Here is a 19,426-nt window from a genome sequence, read left to right as displayed (position 1 = left end):
GGAGCGGGCTCGTCCTGACTTGAAGCTGGGCAACATCCGAATGGGGGCACGCGGGCGGGCCCTGTCCGGCGAGGTTGTCTATCGGGGAGCGCACCCACGCGTCGCCAGCCCGTCAAGGGGTGTCGAGGCGAACGGCGCACCTCCATCCTGAGACAGGACCACGCAGGGAGGGGCATCGCGATGGAAGAGCTCAGTCGATGTAGAAGCAGTCCGAGGGAGTCTTGCTGCGACCTGGTCTTCGAGGGAGGCGGGGTGAAGGGCATCGGCCTGGCCGGTGCCTTCTCCGTCCTGGACGAGATGGGCTACCAGCCACAGAACCTCGCGGGGACTTCCGCGGGAGCCATCACGGCGGCGCTGATTGCCGCCGGCTACCGGGGAGAGGAGCTGAGGCAGACCGTGCTCGAACTCGATTTCCTTCAGTTCAAGGACAAGGGCTGGGAAGACAAGATTCATCTCGTCGGAAAGGGGATCAGCCTCCTGCTCGACCAGGGCATCTACGAAGGAAAGCGCTTCAGCGCGTGGATGGACGAGCGTCTCGCGGCCCATGGCGTGCACACCTTCAAGGACCTGCGCACGAAATGGACCGACCCCCGCTGGAGCTCCCGGCTGCAGGTCATCGTGTCGGACCTCACCGCCCACCGGTTGCTGGTCCTTCCACGAGATGCACACCTGCTGGGGCTGGACCCGCTCGAGCTGAAGGTCTCCGAAGCGGTCCGGATGAGCATGAGCATTCCCGGCTTCTTCGAGCCCGTGCGGGTGACGAATTCCAACACCGGGGAGGAGCACGTGCTCGTGGATGGTGGCCTGTTGTCGAACTTCCCGGTCTGGCTCTTCGATTGCGAGGACGAGGAGCCGGCCTGGCCGACCTTCGGCCTCATGCTCGTCGAACCCGAGCCGAAACACGCTCTCCCGAAAAAGACGCATGGACCGGGCGGGCTGACGGGGCTCTACAAGCTGTTCAGTGAGTTGGTCGAAACGCTCCTGGAGGCTCACGACCGCCTCTATCTCGAGCGGGCCCAGTTCGCCCGGACCCTCACCATTCCGACCCTGGGTGTCGGGACGACGGAGTTCGACATCACGAGCGAGCGGGCGCTGGATCTCTATAACTCCGGCCGCGCCGCCGCGAAGACGTTCCTGGCGTCCTGGAACTTCCAGGCCTACGTGGAGGAATTCCGCAGGGGCAAGCCCTACATCCGCCGTGAATCGGTGCGGACGCAGTTCGCACGCGCCGCCGCCATGGCCCCCGCCTGATGTCGTGCATCCGGTACCGCGAGCGAAGGAGGCGCGGGACCGGGAGCGGCCGGACAACCGAAGGCGAGGTCTGACAAGACGGATGGGGTGAACTCTTTTCCGGAACCCGTCGGAACCGCCCCCTCCGGCCCTGAAGAGCTCACCGGGGCGCAGGCCCTCGGCCCGGCGCATGGGCAGCACCGTCTCTCCGAGCCGGCTGCGCACCCGCACGCGCTTGCCGGCACCGCTCACGCGAGTCGCGGTGCGTCCATCACCGGAAGCTCCCGGGGCAGGCCGCCCGGAAGAGGACGCCCCCTCACCCCCGCGTCCGAGCCGCGGACGTCACCGTCCCAGGCGCTCGTGCAGCAGGTGGAGGGCCCAGGCGCCGAAGAGGATGCCGAACACGCCCAGGCCCACCAGGACGACGGTGCGCTGCTCCAGGAAGCTCGCGCCGAGGTAGACGGTGCCCACCGCGTAGGGAAGCTCCGCCAGCGCGAGGACGAGCAGGTAGCGGCGCAGCCCGTAGCGCGCCAGGCCGAGTACATAGCCGGGAATCTCCGAGGGCACCGCGAGCTGGAAGAGGAGCACCCAGCCGAAGGGCGTGCGCCGGGAGATGCGCTCCTCGTAGCGGGCCAGCCCGCGTGAAGAGGTGAGCCGGCGGATGACGGGCCGGCCCCAGGAGTGGGCGAGGCCATACGCGCAGGCGCCGCCGAGCATCCAGCCCACCCAGAGCAGGAGCACGCACACCGTCTTGCCCCAGGCGTGGAGGGCCACCGGCAGCAGCAGCGCACTGGAGAAGAAGGCCAGCATCGCCGACAGCGCGGAGACGAGCACGAAGAGCACCGCGCCCCAGAAGGGGTGCTCGGAGATGACGGGCGCGCTCGCCTCGAGGATGCGGCGGAGCAGGGACTGGAAGGCGTCCGACGAGGCGAGGAGGGCGAGGCCAGCGAGGAGCGCCGCCAGTACGAGCGCACGGGCCCAGGGCGCGGGGAGCCCACGAGGCGTGTCCGGCGGACGGAGGGGCGGGCTCATTGCTTCACGCATGATGCGTGAGGGGCTCCTCGGTGGGATACGCGGTGGGGAGCGTGAAGGAGAAGGTGCTCCCCTCGCCGGGGCTGCTCTCCACCCAGAGGCGACCACTGTGGGCGTCGACGAGCCCCTTCACGATGGCGAGCCCCAGCCCGGCGCCTTCCTTCCTTCCCACGCGCGCCTGCCAGAAGGGCTCGAAGAGGTGGGGGATGTCCTCCGAGTCAATCCCGGCCCCCGTGTCCTTCACCGAGAACCTCAACATGCCTCCCTCGGGCACGGCCCGGACCACGATGTGTCCGCCCTCGGGGGTGAACTTGAGCGCGTTGCCAATCAGGTTCGAGAGGATTTGAAGCACCCGGTCATGGTCGGCGAGCAGGGGAGGGGCGTCCTCGGGGACGTCGGCCGTGAGCGTGAGGGACTTCATCTCCGCGAGCGCCCGGTGCTGCTCGATGGCCTCTCTCACGAGGTTCGTGGTCCGCAGCGGAGCGCGCTCCACGGAGAGGTGGCCGGCCTCCATGCGGGCGACGTCCAGCAGGTCCCTGATGAGCCGGTTGGCCCGCGCCACCGCCTTCCGGATGGACTCGAGCGGCCGCGTGTCGGTGGCCCGCTGCTCGGGCGTCCGCTTCAGGAGCGTCTCGGCGCTCAGGGTGATGACGTTCAGGGGGGTGCGCAGGTCGTGGGCCACGACGCGCAGGACTTCGTCGCGGGTGCGGGTCGCCTGCTCGGACCGCTCATGGAGGCAGGCGTTGTCGATGGCGAGCGCGGCGCGGGCGGCCAGCTCCTCGGCCAACGACAAGTCCCGGATCCCGAAGTGGCGCCCCGACTCGGAGGTCCAGAGGATGATGACCCCCAGGATTCGCCCGCGAGCCGAGAGGGGCGCGACGAGGCCGGACACGGGCGCGATGCTCCTCAGCAGCTCCAGGTGGGCACCGTCCTCTGCCATCGACTCGAGCACCGTTCCCTGAACCTCCGGGAAGAGGGCGGACCGCCCCGTCTGGAGCACGCCCGCGACGATGCTCCCCTGGCGCGCCGGCTCCTGAGGGTAGGTGCGCAGCAGCGTGTCCAGCAGCCGCGCCTTGTCCGGCGAGGCCGCCACGCCCTGCACCGACTGGAGCCGTCCGTCCTCATCCACCAGCTCGACCACGCACCAGTCCGCCAGCGTCGGGACGGCGAGCCGCGCCACGGTGGAGAGCGTCGCCTGCGACTCGAGCGAGCCCGCCAGGCGCGGTCCCGCCTCGGCCAGGAAGCGCAGGGCCTGCTCGAGCTGCTTCCGCTCCGAGATGTCCTGCATGTGTGCGAGGAAGTGGAGCGGCTCGCCCCGCGAGTCGCGCATCAGCGACGACGTCAGCAGGATGCTGACGATATGGCCCTGCTTGTGGATGTAGCGCTTCTCCCGCTGGTAGGAGCTGAGCTCTCCCGTGAGCAGCCGCTGGAAGCTCAACAGGTCCACCTCCAGGTCCTCGTGAAAGGTGATGTCCCGGAACCTCCGGTTGAGGAGCTCCTTCTGCGTGTAGCCGACGATGTCGCACAGGCAGTCGTTCACGTTCAGGAAGCGGCCGTCCAGCCCGACGAGGGCCATGCCGATGGGGGCATCCTCGAACGCGGTGCGGAAGCGCTCCTCGCTGTTGCGGAGCACCTCTTCCGCGTGCCTGCGCGCGGAGATGTCTCGCAGCATGACGGTGAGCAGATGTGCCCCGCCCACGTCCACCTTGGAGATGCTGGCCTCCGCGGGGAACACCTCGCCATTCTTCCGCCGCCCGGAGATGGGACGCCGCTCCGCCATCTGCCGCGAGGAGTGCGCGCCCTCCGCGAAGCGCTTCACGTGCTGCCGGTGGATGTCGCGGTACTGCTCCGGGATGAGCTGGTCCAGGGGCTGGCCCAGGGCTTCGTGGGCGGAGTAGCCGAAGATGTGCTCCGCGCCCTCGTTGAAGACGGTGATGCGCTGCGCGTCGTCGATGGTGATGATGGCCTCGGCCGCGCTGGAGACGATGCCGGCGAAGCGGGCCTCGGACATCCGGAGCGACTGCTCCATCTGCTGGCGGTCCGCCTCCATGCGGGACAGGACGCGCGCATTCCGGGTGAGCAGCGCCAGGAAGAGCGCCAGCGCGAAGAGCGCGACGATGCAGACGTCGAAGTAGGCGTAGAGGATGCCGACGTCGCCCAGGCCCCAGGCCATCAGCCCGCCCACGGCCATCGCCACGGCGAGACCGGCCGCGAGGGGCCCCAGCCTGACAACCACCTGCTCGAGCCGGGGAACCCGGCCGCTCCCGGGTCGCGCCGTCATGAGGGCCCTGCCCGGGCGGCCTCCAGGAGCAGCCGCCGCTCCGCCGAGGCGATGACCCTCCGCGCCGCCGCCGCCGCGCCCGGGTCCACGGAGATGGAGGTGATGCCCGCGCGCACCAGGTGCTCGGCGAACTCCGGGCGGTTGGACGGGGCCTGGCCGCAGAGCGACGAGGTGAGGCCGGCCTCGCGGCTGGCCCGGATGATGTGGAGGATGGCGTCCAGCACCGCCGCGTCCGACTCGTCGAACAGCTCCGCGCACAGCTCCGAGTCCCGGTCCACGCCGAGCATCAGCTGCGTCAGGTCATTGGAGCCGATGGACACGCCCGAGATGCCCAGCTTCGCGTACTCGGGGATGCGGTAGACGACGGAGGGTACCTCCGCCATCACCCAGCGCTGAATCCCTCGCTGCCGGCCCAGCGGGCTCTTGTCCATCGCCTCCAGGCACGCCTCCAGCTCCCACTTCGTGCGCACGAAGGGAATCATCACGTGCAGGTTGGGTGTCTCCTCGCGCACGCGGGCGAGCACCTCCAGCTCGAGCTGGAACACCTCGGGCTCGCGCAGGTAGCGGTAGCAGCCGCGGTAGCCAATCATCGGGTTGGCCTCGGTGGGCTCGAACTCGTCGCCGCCCTCCAGGCCGCGGAACTCGTTGGTGCGGAAGTCGGTGGTCCGGTAGATGACGGGGCGCGGCCGGAAGGCGCGGGTGATTTCCAGCAGCGAGCCGGCCAGCTTCTCCACGAACTCCGCGCGCCGGCCCTGGGCCAGCAGCCGCTTCGGGTGCACGCCGCCGAGCGCGTCCGTCAGCATGAACTCCGCGCGCAAAAGCCCCACACCGTCCACCGGGAGCGCTGCCACCTCCTTCGCCTGCCCGGGCAGGGCGAGGTTGACGTAGAGCCGGGTGGCGAGCGGCTCGGGCTCGGCGGCCACGGGGGCCCGGGCGGGGGCCGCCTGGACGGCCACGGGCGCCGCCTCCAGTCCCGCGCGGACCTGGCCGGTGGACCCGTCCACCGTCACCTCCTCGCCGTCGCGCAGCACCCGCGTGGCCGAGCGCGTGCCCACCACACAGGGGATGCGCAGCTCCCGGCTGACGATGGCGGCGTGGCACGTCATGCCGCCGCTGTCGGTGATGATGGCCGCGGAGCGGCGCAGCGTGGGCACCCAGTCCGGAGACGTCATCGGCGCCACCAGCACCTCGCCTTGCTGCAGCCGCTTCCCCTCCTCGGGCTTGTGCAGCACGCGCACGCGGCCGGACACGACGCCCGGTGATGCGCCCAGGCCGGTGACGAGCGGCGGGCCCTTCGCGGCCGGGGCCTGCTGCTTCGGCGCCTTCCCGCCGTCAGCCAGCGTGGTGATGGGGCGCGACTGCACGAGGTACAGGCGTCCTCCGGACTGCGCCCACTCCACGTCCTGCGGCGAGCCGTAGTGCTTCTCCACGCGCAGCCCCAGCCGCGCCAGCTCGACGATTTCCTCGTCCGTCAGCACCCTGCGTCCGGCCTCCTCGGGAGACAGCTCGACGCGGTGCTCCTTCCCGTGGCTCTCGCGGACAATCTGGAACGCCTTGTGGCCGATGCGGACCTCCATGATGCGCAGGCGCTGCTTGCTCACCACGTACGTGTCCGGCTCCACCTGTCCACCGACGACGACCTCGCCGAGCCCGAAGGCGCCCTCGATGACGAGCCGCTCCCGGTCGCCGGTGGACGGGTCCACGGTGAACATCACCCCCGAGCGCGCCGAGTCCACCATCTCCTGCACCACCACGGCGAGGGTGGGCTCCTCGGACAGGCCCTGGCTGCGGCGGTAGGCCACCACGCGCTCCCCGTAGGCGGAGGCCCAGCACTCGCGCACCTTGTCCAGCACCGCGTCCTCGCCGGCGACGTTGGTGAAGGTCTCATGCATGCCCGCGAAGGAGGTGTCCGCGGTGTCCTCGGAGGTGGCGGACGAGCGGACGGCCACGGCGCGCTCGCTCCCGAGCTGGCGGTAGGCGCTCAGGAGGGCCGTGCGCACGGACGCGGGGAACGTCACCTCGCGCACCAGCTGCTTCAGCTCCGCGGAGAGCGTGGCGAGCGACTCCGCGTCGTCCGGGTCGATGCGGCGCCAGAGCTGGGTCAGCCGGGCGCGAATGGGCTCCAGGGAAGCGGAGAAGGCGGCGGCGGTGATGACGAAGCCCCGGGGAACGGGCAGGCCGGCCCGCGTCAGCTCGCCCAGGTTCGCGCCCTTGCCTCCGGCGATGGCGGTGTCCCCGCGTGACAGAGCCTCGAACCAGACGACGGGGGCGGGGGACTCCTGCTGGGACGCTGCCACCACTCCCGCCGAGCCATCCGGCGGCCCGTTCCTGGGGGTCCTCGTCGTCTGCATGGCCAGGCTCCTTCGCGTTCCATGCCCCTCAATGTGCGTCATCACGGCTCCCGGTCTGGCCAGTGGGCCTCTCGAAGCCACGGCCGCTCGCACCGGGCCCCCGCTGGACGTGGCACCTGCCAGCCGTCGCGTGCCAGTTCCCAGCCCAGGCGGGCGACAGCGTGTCCAGGCTCACGAAGAGGCTCACGGTGTCGGCTCGCGAGCAGGGCGGACCCATGCCCGAGCGCCCGCACGGGAGAAGCGTGGAGGCGATGCGCTCCCGCTGCCATGAAGCGGCTATCAACCTGCTACGTTCTCCCTGTGTCGATGGAGGCTGGAAGTAGGATGCCCATGCACGAGGAAGATTGGAAGGTGCACCCGGGGGCGCTGGGGCCTGGAACGGAAGTGGGCTCCTGGCGCGTGGTGGAGCGGCTGGGCGTGGGGGGTTACGGGGCCGTGTACCGGGTGGAGGACCTGGCGTGTCCGGGGGACTTCTACGCGCTGAAGCTCGCCCTGCGACAGGGGGATGAGCGCGCGGAGCGCGAAGTGCAGTTGCTGATGTCCCGGGCCGTCCACCCGAACGTGGTGCGGCTGTACGCCTGTGGACGCTGGCCGCACCCGCGGACGGGCTACCTCTACTTCGTCATGGATTGGGTGCCCGGCCCCGTGCTGCACACGTGGGTGGAGACGGTGAACCCCCCCTTCCGGCTGCTGGCCGAAAAGGTGGGGAAGGTGGCCGTGGCGCTGGGCGCCCTTCACGACAGGCGCACACGCCGGATGGGGCGGGCATCCCTGTCTGCATTGAGTTGTTTGGCAACGACGACAAGCGCGGCCTTGTCATCAGGCCGGACAGCGGTCCCGACTCTGCCCGTGTCTTCAGCACTGGAAGCGCGGATGCAGTCGACCACTTCGAGTGAAGTCAGGAGCCCCGCCATCGGTGGCTGGCGGACGACGCCGACCGTGCAGGGTGATAGGCGCGGGCGCCTCGGGCCCCTCAGGAGGTCACCTTCCGTGCTCCAGCCGTCTTCCGTCGTGCCCCTGCTCCTCGCGCTCGTCGTGGGGAGCTCCGCCCACGCGCAGCCGGGCCGGCTACCCGAGGTCCCTGGCGTGCGACGGATCGAGCTGGAGTAGGGGGCAGCCAACTCCGCGCTCGAGGTGTCCATCAGCCCGGGGCTGACCACTGCGTTCCGCTTCCACGGCGCATCGCTGAACCGGGAAGGGGTGACGCTTCAGGGGCGCGAGCAGATGTGGATGTCCATCGCGGAGGAATCGATTCTCCTCGTGCCCTCGGAGCTGGCGGCCGCCGGGCAACGGCTTCGACTGACGGTGCCTTTCAAGGGCGGTGTGTCCCCGGCCAGCGTCACGTTCACCCTCGTGGTGCACCCTGCCCTGGCTGAGCGACAGGTCGAGGTCTACCGGCAGCCGCGCCTCTCCGAGTCACTGCGGGCCGAGGTGAGGGAGAAGGACGCGCAGCTCCAGGCGTGCCGCGAGCAGGTGGACCGCATGAGCGTCGAGCGGAAGCAGCCGGAAGGGCTGTCGGGTCTGATTGCCGCCCGACAGCTGGACAAGACGGGCGTCATCTCCAAGGAACTCATCGAGCCCACGGCCTCGCAGCCCAAGGAATCCATCCGCGTACGAATCGCGAGGAGCTTCAGCTCCGTGACGCGGGTGGCGGTGGAGCTGTTGCTGGACGTCCCCGAAGAGGTGGGCCCCTGGAATGCGGAAGGGGCGACGTTGCGAGGCAGGGCGGGCGAGGAGCTGACAGGCGTGACGGTGTGGCAGGACGCCGTCGTGTCTCACGGTACGCAACGGCGCGTGGTGGTGGAGGCAGCGGCGGAGAACATGGCTCGCGGCCCCTTCGTCCTGAAGCTGTGGGGCGAGGGTGGCCGGCATTCCATCACCCTCGGCAACGTGACGTTCCCGTAACTCCCGCCAGCGCCGTTAATCCCCGTGCCCTCCGGACGCGGAGGTGCCTGGAAGGAACGTTCATTCCGCCGTCGGGGCTGCCCCCCGGGCGGAGGTGCCTGGAGGGAACGTTCATTCCGCCGTCGAGGGCCGCCGCGCCGCTCCCGCTCGCACAGGACTCGCGCAGGGCTGACGTGAGCCGCCGCCTCCAGGGCCACGTGGACATGGGCCGCGTGTGTGGAGGTAGGTCCGGTTCCTCTGGGACGTGGCCGGTGACGAGGCGCGCGGGTCTCCCATGTCGCAGCACAGTCCCCATCGGGGAGCGTCAGGCCGAGCGCACCTCGTTCTCTCGAAGAGAGCCCTTGAAAATGAACCGTATTCTTCCGCTCGTGGTGTGCGTCGCGCTCTCGCTCATGGGCTGCGGCGACGATGCGGTGTCGTACTCGGCGCCCGTTGGCATCAACCTCAAGGCCAAGTCGTCCGACACCGTCAACAGCACCGTCACCGCCCAGAAGGGCATCTCGACCGAGTCGGGCAACCCCTTCAAGGTCTTCGTCGATACCGCGCACCAGGAGCTGGACGGCAAGGCGCCCTCTCGCGTGGAGATCGCCACGCTCACGCTTACGCTGGGCGCTGGCAGCGTGGGGGTGGCCTCGCTCGCGGAGGTCTTCACTGGCCGCGTGGAGATCCTCTTCCGCGTGGAGGAGTCCAACAACACCTACGTCGCGGGCCACGTGGAGAACCCCACGGGCACTGGCCCGGTGCCGTTCCTCGTCGACTTCGACTCGACGGCGATGGCGCCGGACGACTACACCCGCTTCCTCGACGGCAAGTTCAACGTGGTGCTGCGCGGCTCGGCTGCCCCGACCTTCATGAACAAGGGCGCGGAAGTCGACTTCCAGTCCACCTTCTCCTTCACCGCGTTCGAGTAGCTGTCAGGGAACGCGGCGAGGAGGGTCCCGCCGGGCGCGCGCGGTGGGGTCAGGCCTGTTTCGCCAGCTCCGCGTCGATGGCCTGGACGAGGCGGGGGTCATCCGCCGTCACGTCCGGCGCGAAGCGGCCCGCGACGCGGCCATCCCGGCCGATGAGGAACTTCTCGAAGTTCCACTGCACCTCGGGGACCGGATTCGCCTTGATTCCGTAGCCCTGGAGCCGCGCGCGCATCGGTCCTTCGCCCGTGGCCGCGGGGAAGGCGTGGGTCAGCTCGCGGTAGAGCGGGTGCTGCTTCTCGCCCACCACCGTGACTTTCGAAAACAGCGGGAACTTCACGTCGTAGGTCAGCTTGCAGAACTCCTGGATCTCCGCCTCGGTTCCCGGCTCCTGGCCGAGGAAGTCGTTCGACGGAAAGCCCAGCACCTCCAGCCCCTGGGCGCGCCTGGCCTCGTAGAGCTTCTCCAGGCCTTCGTACTGGGGCGTCAGCCCGCACTTGGAGGCGACGTTGACCACCAACAGGACCTTGCCCTTGAACGGGGTGAGGGTCTGCGCGGCGCCTTCAATGGAGGTAAGAGGGATGTCGTAGAGGTTCTGGCTCATGCTCGGCTCGAGTTCGGGTGGATGGGGGCAGCCTGCCTCACCTGATGGACTCCCGTGAGGATTGCCCGTGCCCACACGATACGTCTTCCTCTTCCTGGCGCTGTGCTCCGTCCTCGTCGCGAGCGGAAGTCTCGCGGCCGATGCCGGCCCGGGGCCCCTCATCCTCCGGCGCGAGCCGCTTCCCGGCCGATTCACCGGCCTGGCCGAGTCCCGAAGCACATGGCTCGTCCAGTTCGGCGGCTGGTCCGAGTGGGGCGGAGCGCGGCGGAACGCACTGCGGCTGGACGGGCGCTGGCGCGGGGTTCCCTCGGGCAGCGCCTTCACCTGGCGGAAGTGGCTGGTGTTCGAGGGGCTCGAGCCGCTTGCTCGCTCGGACGAGGACGCGCCCACGCGGTTCCCGCCCGGCGCGACGCCGGGAATCTCGCTGGGCACGGATGACGTCTTCGCCCGGCGGGTGGTGTTGTTGGACCTGGAGACGCAGCGGGTGTTGGAAGCGCCCTGGGACACCCTGGCGCCGCTGCCGCTGGGGGACGGGCAGGTGTGGCTGCTGTGGAGGTGCCCGGGCAACGACGAAGCGCGCCGCCTGGAGCTCATCGCGTGGACACCCCGGGACGGCCGGAGCCGCGGCCTGGGGATGCTGGCGGGAGACGTCCGTGGAAGCTGCGAGCAGGCCAGCGCCGCACAGGAGTTGCGCGTGATGACGTTTCCCGACGGGGGCGTGAAGACGCCGCAGGGCACGAGCTCCTACGACGATGTGCCGGCCGTCGTCCGCTCGGGCACGGGCGCCTTCGCGCGGACGGTGTCCGACGGGGGAGAGGCGTGGGTCTTCGTGGATGCGAAGGGGAGGGTGCATGACCGGGGGCCTCCCGAATCCATGGATGGCGGGACGCCGCTCGAGCCCTTCACGCAGGTGCCTCGGGAGGAGGCGTACGACGTCTCCGACGGGTTCCTCCGGACGCAGGATGGGCGTGAGGTTCTCGGCACGCAGTCGGACGACGCGTCTGTTCCGCTCACGCCGAGCCTGGGCGGTGGCGTTGCCCTCTACCGGGGCTTCCTCTTCACGGATGAAGGCGTCTACCGCTGGCCACGTGGTGAGCCGCCGCCTCGGGTGGTGACGAGGTCAGAAGCGGGCAACGGAAGCGACGGAGGGCCCGACGCGTCCGGCACTCCGTGAGCCCGTCCGCCGGACAGGGATCATCGGGGCTGGAGGAGGCCGGCCCTGGCGAGCAACTCGCGCACACGCCGAACCAGTGTCACGTGCTCTGGGTTGGCCATGGTGAAGCGCTCGGGCGTGAGGATGATGAGGGTGCCTCGGTCTTCGATTGGCTCGATGCGTACGGGCGCGGGCAGGGGCGGCACCCTTCCCAGGCGGTGCGAGAGGTAGGTCAGCCAGTTGAGAGAGAACGGCGATGAGGCGGGCTCTTGGTACTGACTCCTGTAGGCTCGCGACCCAGCCAACGCCCAATCCGGCTCCCAGCAGGACGCCATGCCTCGCACGACGTTCGTCAGCAGTGGGGCGGTTGTCAGCCGCTCCGCACTTGCCCCGCGCCATGGCAGGTCCAGCACGCACGCATTGCTTATGCCTCGCGCATAGCTGCCGCAGAACATGCTCAACGACACGAGCTCCCCACGTTCGCCGTCGTTGTATGCCGAGACGGTCAATCCCAGGTCCTCGATGGCGGGTCCCCCAGGTTCCCGATTGACGCCGCGCCGGAAGGCCTCGGTGAGGATGGTGAGGTCGGGAGGCATGAGGGGCGTCTTGCGGCCCCGGCCGCGCGGCTTGGGAATCTTGTTCCAGCCGGCCAGCAGGGGCTCGCATGAGGCCAGCAGGTTGAGGAAGTCCGCCGCTCGTCGAGCGCACTCCTCGGCGGACTCCTTGCGCGGGCCCCAGTAGGCACCGGCGTAGTAGGTCTCGGCATAGGGTTGGGCTTCCGGGCTGCCGGTCACGATGGTTTTTTCCTCAGAGCGCAGGGGTGTGGATGACCGTGATTCCTACGACTTCTGCATCCTGCAACATCTGCCAGATGGCTTTCGCAGCATGCTTCTCGGCGACATGCCACTCAATCGGAATGCCCATGCCTTTGACCCTCTCGCTCTGTCGTTTTGCCTGGCGGACAAGCTCCACGGCTCCCTCCGAGAGCTTGAACCACTCCTTGGGGACAAACTTCTCGTCGAAGAACTCGGCGTACCCGGGGCCCTTGGCCTCCAGCAACGCGCCGTTCCTGTAGCCGTCGAACTTCGTCCCACCGCTCTTCCTGCCCACGCCGCCGACCCAGTAGGCCTCGTCGTACGAATGCCCTGAGATCTGCTCCTGGTAGGCCCGGGCCCGAGGGGGCGCACCCTTCTCTTCGGACGGTCCCCACTCCCCCGGCCCGCGTCCGCCGGAAGGTGAAGCCTCGCCTGCGGCCGAGTTGGCGCGCTGGAGGATGATGGCCGCTCCGGGCCCGCCGCCCAGCACCGCGGCCGCCCGTCCCACCGGCACCGCGACGCGATCAATCGTGAGCGCCCCCTGCGCGGACAGGGACAGGGCGGGCACTGTCGCCTCGGCACCGGCGAGCGCGCCCGTCACCGTGCGCGTGGTGGCCGAGGCCGCGCCCGTCGTCACGACGAGGTTCGTGACCAGCTCGGCGACGGCCCGCACCTGCTCGCCGCGCGTCATGTACCGGAAGCGCTCGAAGTATTCGGGCGACGCGGCTATGAGCGCGACGACCCCGGCCGGCAGGTCCTTCAGCGCGGCGAGGCTGTCCAGCGGCCGGGTGAAGAACTGGCCCAGCGAGAGCGCCAGCTGCAGGAACGCCGCCTCGGCCCCATCCAGTGAGCGGCCGAGGTAGTCCGCATCGTCGTACACCTCGACGAGCACAGGCCCGGCCATCGGCTCCAACTGCTCGTCCGCGAGCCGGAAGACGGAGCCGTTGCTCACGTAGAATCGTCCCAGCTCGAAGGGGCCCGCCCGAAAAGCGCCGTCCTTCCACTCCACCGCCGCGGCCCTTTGCTGCGTGCGGCCGGTACGGACCCAGGCCAGGTACCCATCCGGCCTCAGCACCGCCACCCGCGTGAAGCGCTCCACCCGGCGCACGAGCTCGTCCCGCGAGAGCTCGCCTCCCTCCAGCACCTCGCGCAGCAGGGCGCCCACCGCCATGCGGGCCGGAAAGGTGCCGAGGGTTACCGGCTTGCGCAGCAGCATCTTCAGGAGTCGCGCCGCGTGAGCGGGCGTCAGGGGGCTGTTCGGCAGGGGGCGCTCGTCTGGTGCTTCCAGCCCCGCGTCCGTCAGCAACTTCTCCCAGGCATCCTCTCGCGCGTCGCCTCGGACGCCGCCGACATTGCCCGCCACGCGCTCGGGGCCCGCCCGCGTCACCTCCGCGCGGGACTCGCGGCGACGGTGCATCCGCTCGCGTTCCCCGGGGGGCGGCATCGAGGAGGGCAGGGTGCTCTGAGGCTTGGCGCTCGCCCCCTCTGCCTGCGTGGGCGTCGCGGCGGCACGTGGCGAGTAGCCCAGGTTCATCCCCTGGACGGGCGATGGCGACATCGACGCGCAGCCCGTGGTCAGCAGCGCGGCGGCCAGCAGCAGCCGCGCCCATCGGACACGCGGCGAGTCAGCGCGCATCGTCCACCCCCAGGCCCACGGACGCGAAGGCGGCTGGAAGGAATGCTCCTTCCGCGGCCGGGAACAGCAGCGTGCCTCCCGTGCTCAGCGCGTACAGCGGTCCTCCGAGGAAGCGCCAGCGCACTTCCGCCGCGCCCAGGTAGCGTGCCCCGGGGTGCCCCAGGCCCACGGCCAGCCCCTTCGCGGCCAGCTCGACGGCGCGCCCGAAGAGCTGCACCGCCACGCGCCCATCCACGTCGACCCGGCCCCAGGTGAAGGCCTCGGCGGCCAGCGAGAGCTTCAGGTGTTTCCACGGCCCGCCGTGGCTTTCGGCTTCCCAACCCACCACGGCCTCACCGCAGAGGGAGTAGCCCTCCGGAAAGGAGGCGTCCGCCAGCGGTACCCCGTCCGCGCCCGCCGCTTGGAAACGCGCCAGCTCGTAGTCCGGACCGACGGAGCCCTGGCGGAAACCGCCGTGCTGCCGGCGCACCTCCAGTCGCAGCTTCAGGTCCAGCGTGGCTGTCACCGCATCCGCGCCCGCGCCCACCACCGCCCCCCACGCGCCGCCCCTGCCCGGCCGTCCTCCCCAGCCCGCGAGCAGGTGCGCTTCGAAGTCCGGCCGCACCACCACCACCGCCGTCCCATCCAGGTGCGCTAGCGTCACCGGGGGCGCACGTCCTCCGGCCCTGCCCCAGTCATGCACTGCTGACAGCGCCAGCGTGTAGCGTCCCTTCTCCCGGGGCCGGCCGAAGAGGACATGCTGTACGTCCACCGCGACTTCCACCCCCATCAGCCGTGCGCCCAGGACATCCGAGGCGAACGCCTCCGTGTAGAGCGGGCCCAGCGTGCCGGTGAAGAAGCCGCCCGCCGGGTGGTAGTCCGGATTGAGGCGGTTGGAATAGCGCCGCACGAGGTGCCCGGAGAGGAGGCTGTAGCTCTCCAGGGCGCCAAGCCACACGCCCACGGGCGCATGGTCAGAGCCCAGCTTGAGGCCGCGCACGAGCTGCCCCCAATCCGAGACACTGTCCCAGTCCTCCCGCCGCACGACGTCCGCGCGCTCACCACCGCCCCACAACCGCAGCCGCACGGGAGCGCCCACGTTGACTCCGAAGTCCGCACCGCCGTCGATGATGAGGGTGGGCTCGAGCTGCGCGAAGCCGTCGTCCGAGCCCGCATCGGAACGCGGCAGCAGCGCCAGCGTCGTCGCCTCCATGCGCAGCAGGGAATGCCACGTTCCGGAGGACGTGGCCGGCGGGGAAGCCTCACGCGCGGGCGCGGGAGGTGTCGCTGCCTCTGCCAGCCACGGAAAGAACCCGAGCAGCAGTCCCCACCAGCGGGTCCTCATCGCGCACCTCCTCGACGTACCCCGGAGCAGGGACGCTGAAGGAGGTAATACCTGCTCAGTCCGACAGAGCAGGCAGACCTGGAGCGACGCCACGCTGCGCCATCGGCGCACGCCTGCTCGCCTCGGGGCCGACTGGTTGCCCCAACAACAGTTCGTCCTCACTCTCTTCTCACAGGCTCTCTACATCCGCGGCCGTCGTGCCGGCGGGAAGGACGGGAACGCTGATGGGGAAGAACTCGCGAGCGAGCCCGGTGGAAGCGCTGCGCAACCTGGCCCTGGGGCTCGAACGGCTGGCCGCGCGCGAGGCCGTGGTCGGCGCGGTGAGCGGCGCGGCCGACGGGCTGCGCAAGGAGATGCCGGAGCTCGATAGTCAGCTGCGCGGCCTCCTGCAGGATGCGCTCACGGTGCTCGGCCGCCTGGTGCATGACGCCGCCGAGCACGAGCACGTGGAGCCGGGCGGGGTGGCCCATGCCATGGCGAGCGCCGCCACGCAGGGCGCGCTGGAGGCGCTGGAGCGGGAATGGCAGGACGGCGGTCTGCCCTTCCACGCCTTCGCGGAGCGCATCAACCGCCTCCTGGATGGAGTGGCGGCCTTCGCCCGGCACCGCACCGAAGAGATTCGCACCCCGGGAGAGCGCGCGCAGCTCATGGCCCGGGGCATGGTGACGGCGGTCACGGAGGAGCTCCATGCGGCCGCGCCGGGGCTCGTCGAGGACGCGCGGAGGTTCGCTCCCGCCGGGGCGGAGATTGCCTCGAAGATAGGCAGAGGGGTCGCCGACGGCCTCGGGTCGAAGCTGCGAGAGGACTCCGATGCGCTCGTGGGCCTGCTCGAGCGCGCGGGCCGTGGACTGGTGCGCGGACTGGCCGAGGGCATTCGCGAGGAGGTGGCGAAGCGCCCGGCGGAGACGGGAGCGGCGCTGGTCTCTTCCCTGGAGATGCTCGCCGAGCGCACCGCCGCCGCAACCGTGCGAGGCGCGAGCGGGGCGCTGGAGGTCCAGGGGCGCCGCTGGCATGAGGCCCTTCGCCGTGACGGCCTCGTGCGCAAGGCCAGCCGCGAGCTCGTGGGCGGCGCGCTGGAGGCGCTCGGAACGGGACTGCGCCGTCCCGTGATGGCTGTGGTGGGCGCGGGCAGCGCGCTGGTGGCCCTGTCGGTGCTGGCGGTGCGGTGGCGCACAGCCTGAATGGCTGACACCTTGCGCGGGTGGTGACAGAGACCCACGGCCAGAGTGCCGCTGGTCAGGCGCGGTTGAGATACCAGCTTCCCGGCTCCCTTCGCGGAGTGTGCATGAGAGTTCCGGGCCGCTGGACGCGCGGAAGCGCTATCTGTCTGTTCGTCTGTCTTTCCTGGAGCCTGCTCGCGGGTGCGCGGTCTCACCCCGAGGACTCTCTGCTTCCCACCGGCTTCGCGGTGGAGGTGGTGGCCTCGGGACTGCAATTGCCAACCACGTTCGCCGCGCTCCCGGACGGCCGCATCCTCATCGCGGAGAAGGCAGGCGTCGTCCGGCTCTTCAAGAACGGGGTGCTCCAGCCCACGCCCTTCATCGACCTCCAGGCGCTCGTGAATTCCCACCATGACCGGGGTCTCCTCGGGCTCGCGGTGGACCCCGCCTTCTCCACGAATGGTTTCGTCTACCTGCTCTACACCTACGACGACGACGCCACGGACGACACCGGCCCCAAGACGGCCCGCCTCGCGCGGTACACGGCGGCGGGGGACACGGCCTCGCCCGCCAGCGAGTACGTCCTGCTGGGCACCGCGGTGGGCAATTCCTGCAATGACTTTCCACCGGGCACGGACTGCATTCCCTCCGACAGCCCCTCCCACACCGTGGGCAACGTCCGCTTCGCGCCGGATGGCACGCTCTTCGTGACGCTGGGGGACGGAGCCCGCTTCGACGGGGTGGATGACGATGCCCTGCGCGCCCAAAGCCTGGACTCGCTCGCGGGCAAGGTGTTGCACATCACCCGCCTGGGGCAGGGCGTCTCGTCGAACCCGTTCTGGAATGGCGATGCCAATGCCAACCGCTCGAAGGTCTGGGCGTACGGGCTGCGCAATCCCTATCGCTTCAACCTGCGCCCCGACACGGGCGTGCCCTACCTGGGCGACGTCGGCTGGGGGACCTACGAGGAAATCAACGTCGCGAGCGCCGGAGCCAACCTCGGCTGGCCCTGCTACGAGGGAGACTTCCGCCAGCCCGGCTATGAGCCGAAGCCCGTCTGTCAGGCGCTCTACGGCCGGGGCCCGTCCGCCGTGAAGGGCCCGCTGTATGTCTGGGACCACGGTGTCGGCCAGACGTCCACGGGTGGGGCCTTCTACACGGGCGCGGCGTACCCGGAGGCCTGGCGCGGCGCCTACTTCTTCGCTGACTACGGCCAGCGCTGGATTCGGGCCCTGCGCGTGGACGCGAATGACAACCTCGTCCCCGGCAGCGTGACGAGCTTCGCGACCGACGTGGGCGGAATCGTCGCCCTCGACGTCGGGCCGGACTCCAATCTCTTCTACGTGGACATCCTCGCGGGGGAGCTGCGCCGCATCCGCTACACGGCGGGCAACACGCCTCCCGTTGCGGTGGCCTCGGCCACGCCCACCTCCGGAGACCTGCCGCTGCGCGTGCGCTTCTCCAGCGCGGGCACCCAGGACCCGGACGGTGACGTGCTCCAGTACACGTGGGATTTCGGGGACGGCAGCGCCCCCTCCAGCCTCGCCCACCCGGAGCACATCTATGCCGTGCGCGGCTTCTACACGGCGCGCCTGAGCGTGAGCGATGGGCGTGGCGGCAGCCACTCCGCCACCGTGCGCATCGCGGCCGGGCACCGCGCCCCCGTCGTCTCCATCTCCGCGCCGTCGCCGGCCTACAGGTTCAGCGTGGGGGACGTGGTGGCGTATTCCGGCAGCGCGAGCGACGCGGAGGACGGCGCCATTCCCGGTGACAGGCTGCGCTGGACGCTCACGCTCCAGCACTGCTCCGGCGGGACGTGCCACGCGCATCCGTACGCCACGAGCACGGGCCCGACCGGGTCGTTCACGGTCGCGGACCACGGGGACGAGGTCTTCTTCCAGCTCACGCTCACCGCAACGGACTCGACGGGGCTGACGGGCTCGAGCACCGTGACGCTCCTCCCGCGCACGGTGCAGCTCACGCTGGAGACGTCACCTCCCGGGCTGGACGTGGTGTTCGACGGGACTTCGGGCCCGTCGCCCCGGGTGCGCACGGCCATCGTCGGCTCCACGCACACCCTCTATGCGCCCTCGCCCCAGGACGACGCGGTCTTCCACGCGTGGACGGACGGAGGACCGCAGCAGCGCGAGGTCGTCGCCGGGAGCACCGATGCCCGCTACACGGCCCTCTTCGTCCCCGAGTCCCAGGGCGAGTGCCCCGACGGCACGTACCGGGCGGAGTACTTCAACAACATGGGGCTGTTCGGCGTGCCGGTGCTGGTGCGCTGCGAGTCCGCGCCGCTCTCCCACGACTGGGGCGGAGGCAGCCCGTCGCCGCGGTGGATGGGCGCGGACGGGTTCTCGGTGCGCTGGTCCGGTCGCTTCTACCTGTTCTCCGGCGGCTACTTCTTCGCCGCCGAGGCGGATGACGGCGTCCGCGTGTACCTGGACGGCAGCCGCATCATCAACGGGTGGAAGGACCAGGCGCCCACCGCGTACGTCACCTGGCGCTACCTGCGCTCCGGCATGCACCGCGTCGTCATGGAGTACTACGAGAACGGCGGAGGCGCCGTGGCGCGGCTCCGCTGGTACCGGTAACGGGCCTCCAGCCCGGGACAGAGCAGGCCGCTCGCCTGCTCAGCAGACGAGCGGCTGCGCGTTCCGGCGGTGCCCGTGTCCAGTGCCTAGCATGCCTACATGTCCAGGCTCTTCTTCTCCCGGCGGGCGGAGCGTCAGCTCCAGCGCCTTCCGGGCGAGGTGCGCGTGCACCTCGAAACCCATCTGGAGAATCTCGCGCTCCTGATGGGGAGCGCCGTGCCGCTGGGGCAGATCCTGGACCGCATGGAGCGCGACGAGGAAGGCTTCGTCACCACGGTGGAGGGCGTGCGCCTGTCGTTCGCCCTGGACACCGTCCTGCGCGTCCTCCTCGTGCACTGCATCTCACCCGTCGAGACGCCGCGTGCCCCCGGAGCGCCGGGCCTCCACGGCGCCCCGCCCGCGACCTAGCGGGCGGGCAAGCGCGGGTGCC

At 70.3% G+C, this 19,426-nt stretch carries 14 protein-coding genes and 1 pseudogene; 8 read left to right on the top strand and 7 right to left on the bottom strand.

All coding sequences use genetic code 11. The features are described 5' to 3' along the window. The first annotated feature begins 180 nt into the window (after positions 1-180). A complete protein-coding gene (locus tag G4D86_RS12860) occupies positions 181-1,251 on the top strand; it encodes a patatin-like phospholipase family protein (RefSeq protein ID WP_275899106.1) in 1,071 nt (356 codons plus the stop codon). A gap of 321 nt (positions 1,252-1,572) precedes the next feature. Here G4D86_RS12860 and G4D86_RS12855 read toward each other — a convergent pair whose 3' ends face one another. The 3 genes from G4D86_RS12855 to ppsA are packed head-to-tail and all read right to left on the bottom strand — an operon-like array spanning position 1,573 to position 6,894. After that, positions 1,573-2,274 carry a TVP38/TMEM64 family protein gene (locus G4D86_RS12855; protein ID WP_240360209.1) on the bottom strand — a complete coding sequence of 234 codons (702 nt, stop codon included), beginning with the start codon at positions 2,272-2,274 and terminating at the stop codon, positions 1,573-1,575. Next, positions 2,267-4,543, bottom strand: a complete 2,277-nt coding sequence (locus G4D86_RS12850) for a PAS domain S-box protein (protein ID WP_163993164.1) — start codon at positions 4,541-4,543, stop codon at positions 2,267-2,269. Before G4D86_RS12850 ends, G4D86_RS12855 begins: the two co-directional genes overlap by 8 nt. Further along, positions 4,540-6,894: a phosphoenolpyruvate synthase gene (ppsA, locus tag G4D86_RS12845; protein WP_163993162.1), complete on the bottom strand. Its 2,355-nt coding sequence runs from the start codon at positions 6,892-6,894 to the stop codon at positions 4,540-4,542. The genes G4D86_RS12850 and ppsA overlap by 4 nt, the downstream gene beginning before the upstream one ends. Positions 6,895-7,224: 330 nt before the next feature. On the opposite strand from ppsA, the gene G4D86_RS52785 reads away from it, so the two are divergent. From G4D86_RS52785 to G4D86_RS12830, 3 genes and pseudogenes are all read left to right on the top strand, one after another. Continuing rightward, a complete protein-coding gene (locus G4D86_RS52785) occupies positions 7,225-8,004 on the top strand; it encodes a protein kinase family protein (RefSeq protein ID WP_240360208.1) in 780 nt (259 codons plus the stop codon). A gap of 18 nt (positions 8,005-8,022) precedes the next feature. Continuing rightward, positions 8,023-8,799, top strand: a pseudogene (locus G4D86_RS12835) (DUF2381 family protein); the annotation flags it as partial. Between the two features lie 347 nt (positions 8,800-9,146). Further along, positions 9,147-9,710, top strand: coding sequence for a hypothetical protein (locus G4D86_RS12830; RefSeq protein ID WP_163993158.1), 564 nt, complete (start codon positions 9,147-9,149; stop codon positions 9,708-9,710). A 49-nt stretch (positions 9,711-9,759) separates the two neighbouring features. Here the strand turns inward: G4D86_RS12830 and G4D86_RS12825 are convergent, their stop codons facing one another. Then, positions 9,760-10,311: a glutathione peroxidase gene (locus G4D86_RS12825; protein ID WP_163993156.1), complete on the bottom strand. Its 552-nt coding sequence runs from the start codon at positions 10,309-10,311 to the stop codon at positions 9,760-9,762. Between the two features lie 67 nt (positions 10,312-10,378). Here G4D86_RS12825 and G4D86_RS12820 point away from each other — a divergent pair, with 67 nt between their 5' ends. After that, complete coding sequence (locus G4D86_RS12820) at positions 10,379-11,485, top strand: hypothetical protein (protein ID WP_163993153.1); 1,107 nt, start codon at positions 10,379-10,381, stop codon at positions 11,483-11,485. 20 nt (positions 11,486-11,505) lie between these two features. Here G4D86_RS12820 and G4D86_RS12815 read toward each other — a convergent pair whose 3' ends face one another. The 3 genes from G4D86_RS12815 to G4D86_RS12805 are packed head-to-tail and all read right to left on the bottom strand — an operon-like array spanning position 11,506 to position 15,239. Next, positions 11,506-12,258 (bottom strand): immunity 52 family protein, encoded by a 753-nt coding sequence (locus G4D86_RS12815; RefSeq protein WP_163993151.1) that lies wholly within the window; start codon positions 12,256-12,258, stop codon positions 11,506-11,508. Positions 12,259-12,271: 13 nt separating this feature from the next. Next, the gene (locus G4D86_RS53765) at positions 12,272-13,915 is read right to left on the bottom strand and encodes a Tox-REase-5 domain-containing protein (protein WP_275899105.1); all 1,644 of its coding nucleotides are present in this window, start codon (positions 13,913-13,915) and stop codon (positions 12,272-12,274) included. Then, entirely contained in the window at positions 13,905-15,239 is a 1,335-nt protein-coding gene (locus G4D86_RS12805) for a hypothetical protein (protein WP_420821855.1), read from the bottom strand. Before G4D86_RS12805 ends, G4D86_RS53765 begins: the two co-directional genes overlap by 11 nt. A 224-nt stretch (positions 15,240-15,463) precedes the next feature. Between G4D86_RS12805 and G4D86_RS12800 the strand changes: the two genes are divergently transcribed. From G4D86_RS12800 to G4D86_RS12790, 3 genes are all read left to right on the top strand, one after another. Then, positions 15,464-16,420, top strand: a complete 957-nt coding sequence (locus G4D86_RS12800) for a hypothetical protein (RefSeq protein WP_163993149.1) — start codon at positions 15,464-15,466, stop codon at positions 16,418-16,420. 104 nt (positions 16,421-16,524) lie between these two features. Further along, a complete protein-coding gene (locus G4D86_RS12795; protein WP_163993147.1) occupies positions 16,525-18,996 on the top strand; it encodes a PQQ-dependent sugar dehydrogenase in 2,472 nt (823 codons plus the stop codon). A gap of 99 nt (positions 18,997-19,095) precedes the next feature. After that, positions 19,096-19,404 carry a hypothetical protein gene (locus tag G4D86_RS12790; RefSeq protein ID WP_163993146.1) on the top strand — a complete coding sequence of 103 codons (309 nt, stop codon included), beginning with the start codon at positions 19,096-19,098 and terminating at the stop codon, positions 19,402-19,404. Positions 19,405-19,426: the final 22 nt, after the last annotated feature.

It is taken from the genome of Pyxidicoccus caerfyrddinensis, assembly GCF_010894405.1.
GTDB classification, from domain to species: Bacteria; Myxococcota; Myxococcia; order Myxococcales; family Myxococcaceae; genus Myxococcus; species Myxococcus caerfyrddinensis.
This window is presented reverse-complemented; position numbering and strand designations above follow the sequence as displayed.

What these genes read in the sequence shown, in the direction of transcription:
- G4D86_RS12860 (WP_275899106.1), top strand. Translation starts at nt 181, where the DNA reads ATGGAAGAGCTCAGTCGATGTAGAAGCAGTCCGAGGGAGTCTTGCTGC.
- G4D86_RS12855 (WP_240360209.1), bottom strand. Translation starts at nt 2,274, where the DNA reads ATGCGTGAAGCAATGAGCCCGCCCCTCCGTCCGCCGGACACGCCTCGT.
- G4D86_RS12850 (WP_163993164.1), bottom strand. Translation starts at nt 4,543, where the DNA reads ATGACGGCGCGACCCGGGAGCGGCCGGGTTCCCCGGCTCGAGCAGGTG.
- ppsA (WP_163993162.1), bottom strand. Translation starts at nt 6,894, where the DNA reads ATGCAGACGACGAGGACCCCCAGGAACGGGCCGCCGGATGGCTCGGCG.
- G4D86_RS52785 (WP_240360208.1), top strand. Translation starts at nt 7,225, where the DNA reads ATGCACGAGGAAGATTGGAAGGTGCACCCGGGGGCGCTGGGGCCTGGA.
- G4D86_RS12830 (WP_163993158.1), top strand. Translation starts at nt 9,147, where the DNA reads ATGAACCGTATTCTTCCGCTCGTGGTGTGCGTCGCGCTCTCGCTCATG.
- G4D86_RS12825 (WP_163993156.1), bottom strand. Translation starts at nt 10,311, where the DNA reads ATGAGCCAGAACCTCTACGACATCCCTCTTACCTCCATTGAAGGCGCC.
- G4D86_RS53765 (WP_275899105.1), bottom strand. Translation starts at nt 13,915, where the DNA reads ATGCGCGCTGACTCGCCGCGTGTCCGATGGGCGCGGCTGCTGCTGGCC.
- G4D86_RS12805 (WP_420821855.1), bottom strand. Translation starts at nt 15,239, where the DNA reads ATGAGGACCCGCTGGTGGGGACTGCTGCTCGGGTTCTTTCCGTGGCTG.
- G4D86_RS12800 (WP_163993149.1), top strand. Translation starts at nt 15,464, where the DNA reads ATGGGGAAGAACTCGCGAGCGAGCCCGGTGGAAGCGCTGCGCAACCTG.
- G4D86_RS12795 (WP_163993147.1), top strand. Translation starts at nt 16,525, where the DNA reads ATGAGAGTTCCGGGCCGCTGGACGCGCGGAAGCGCTATCTGTCTGTTC.
- G4D86_RS12790 (WP_163993146.1), top strand. Translation starts at nt 19,096, where the DNA reads ATGTCCAGGCTCTTCTTCTCCCGGCGGGCGGAGCGTCAGCTCCAGCGC.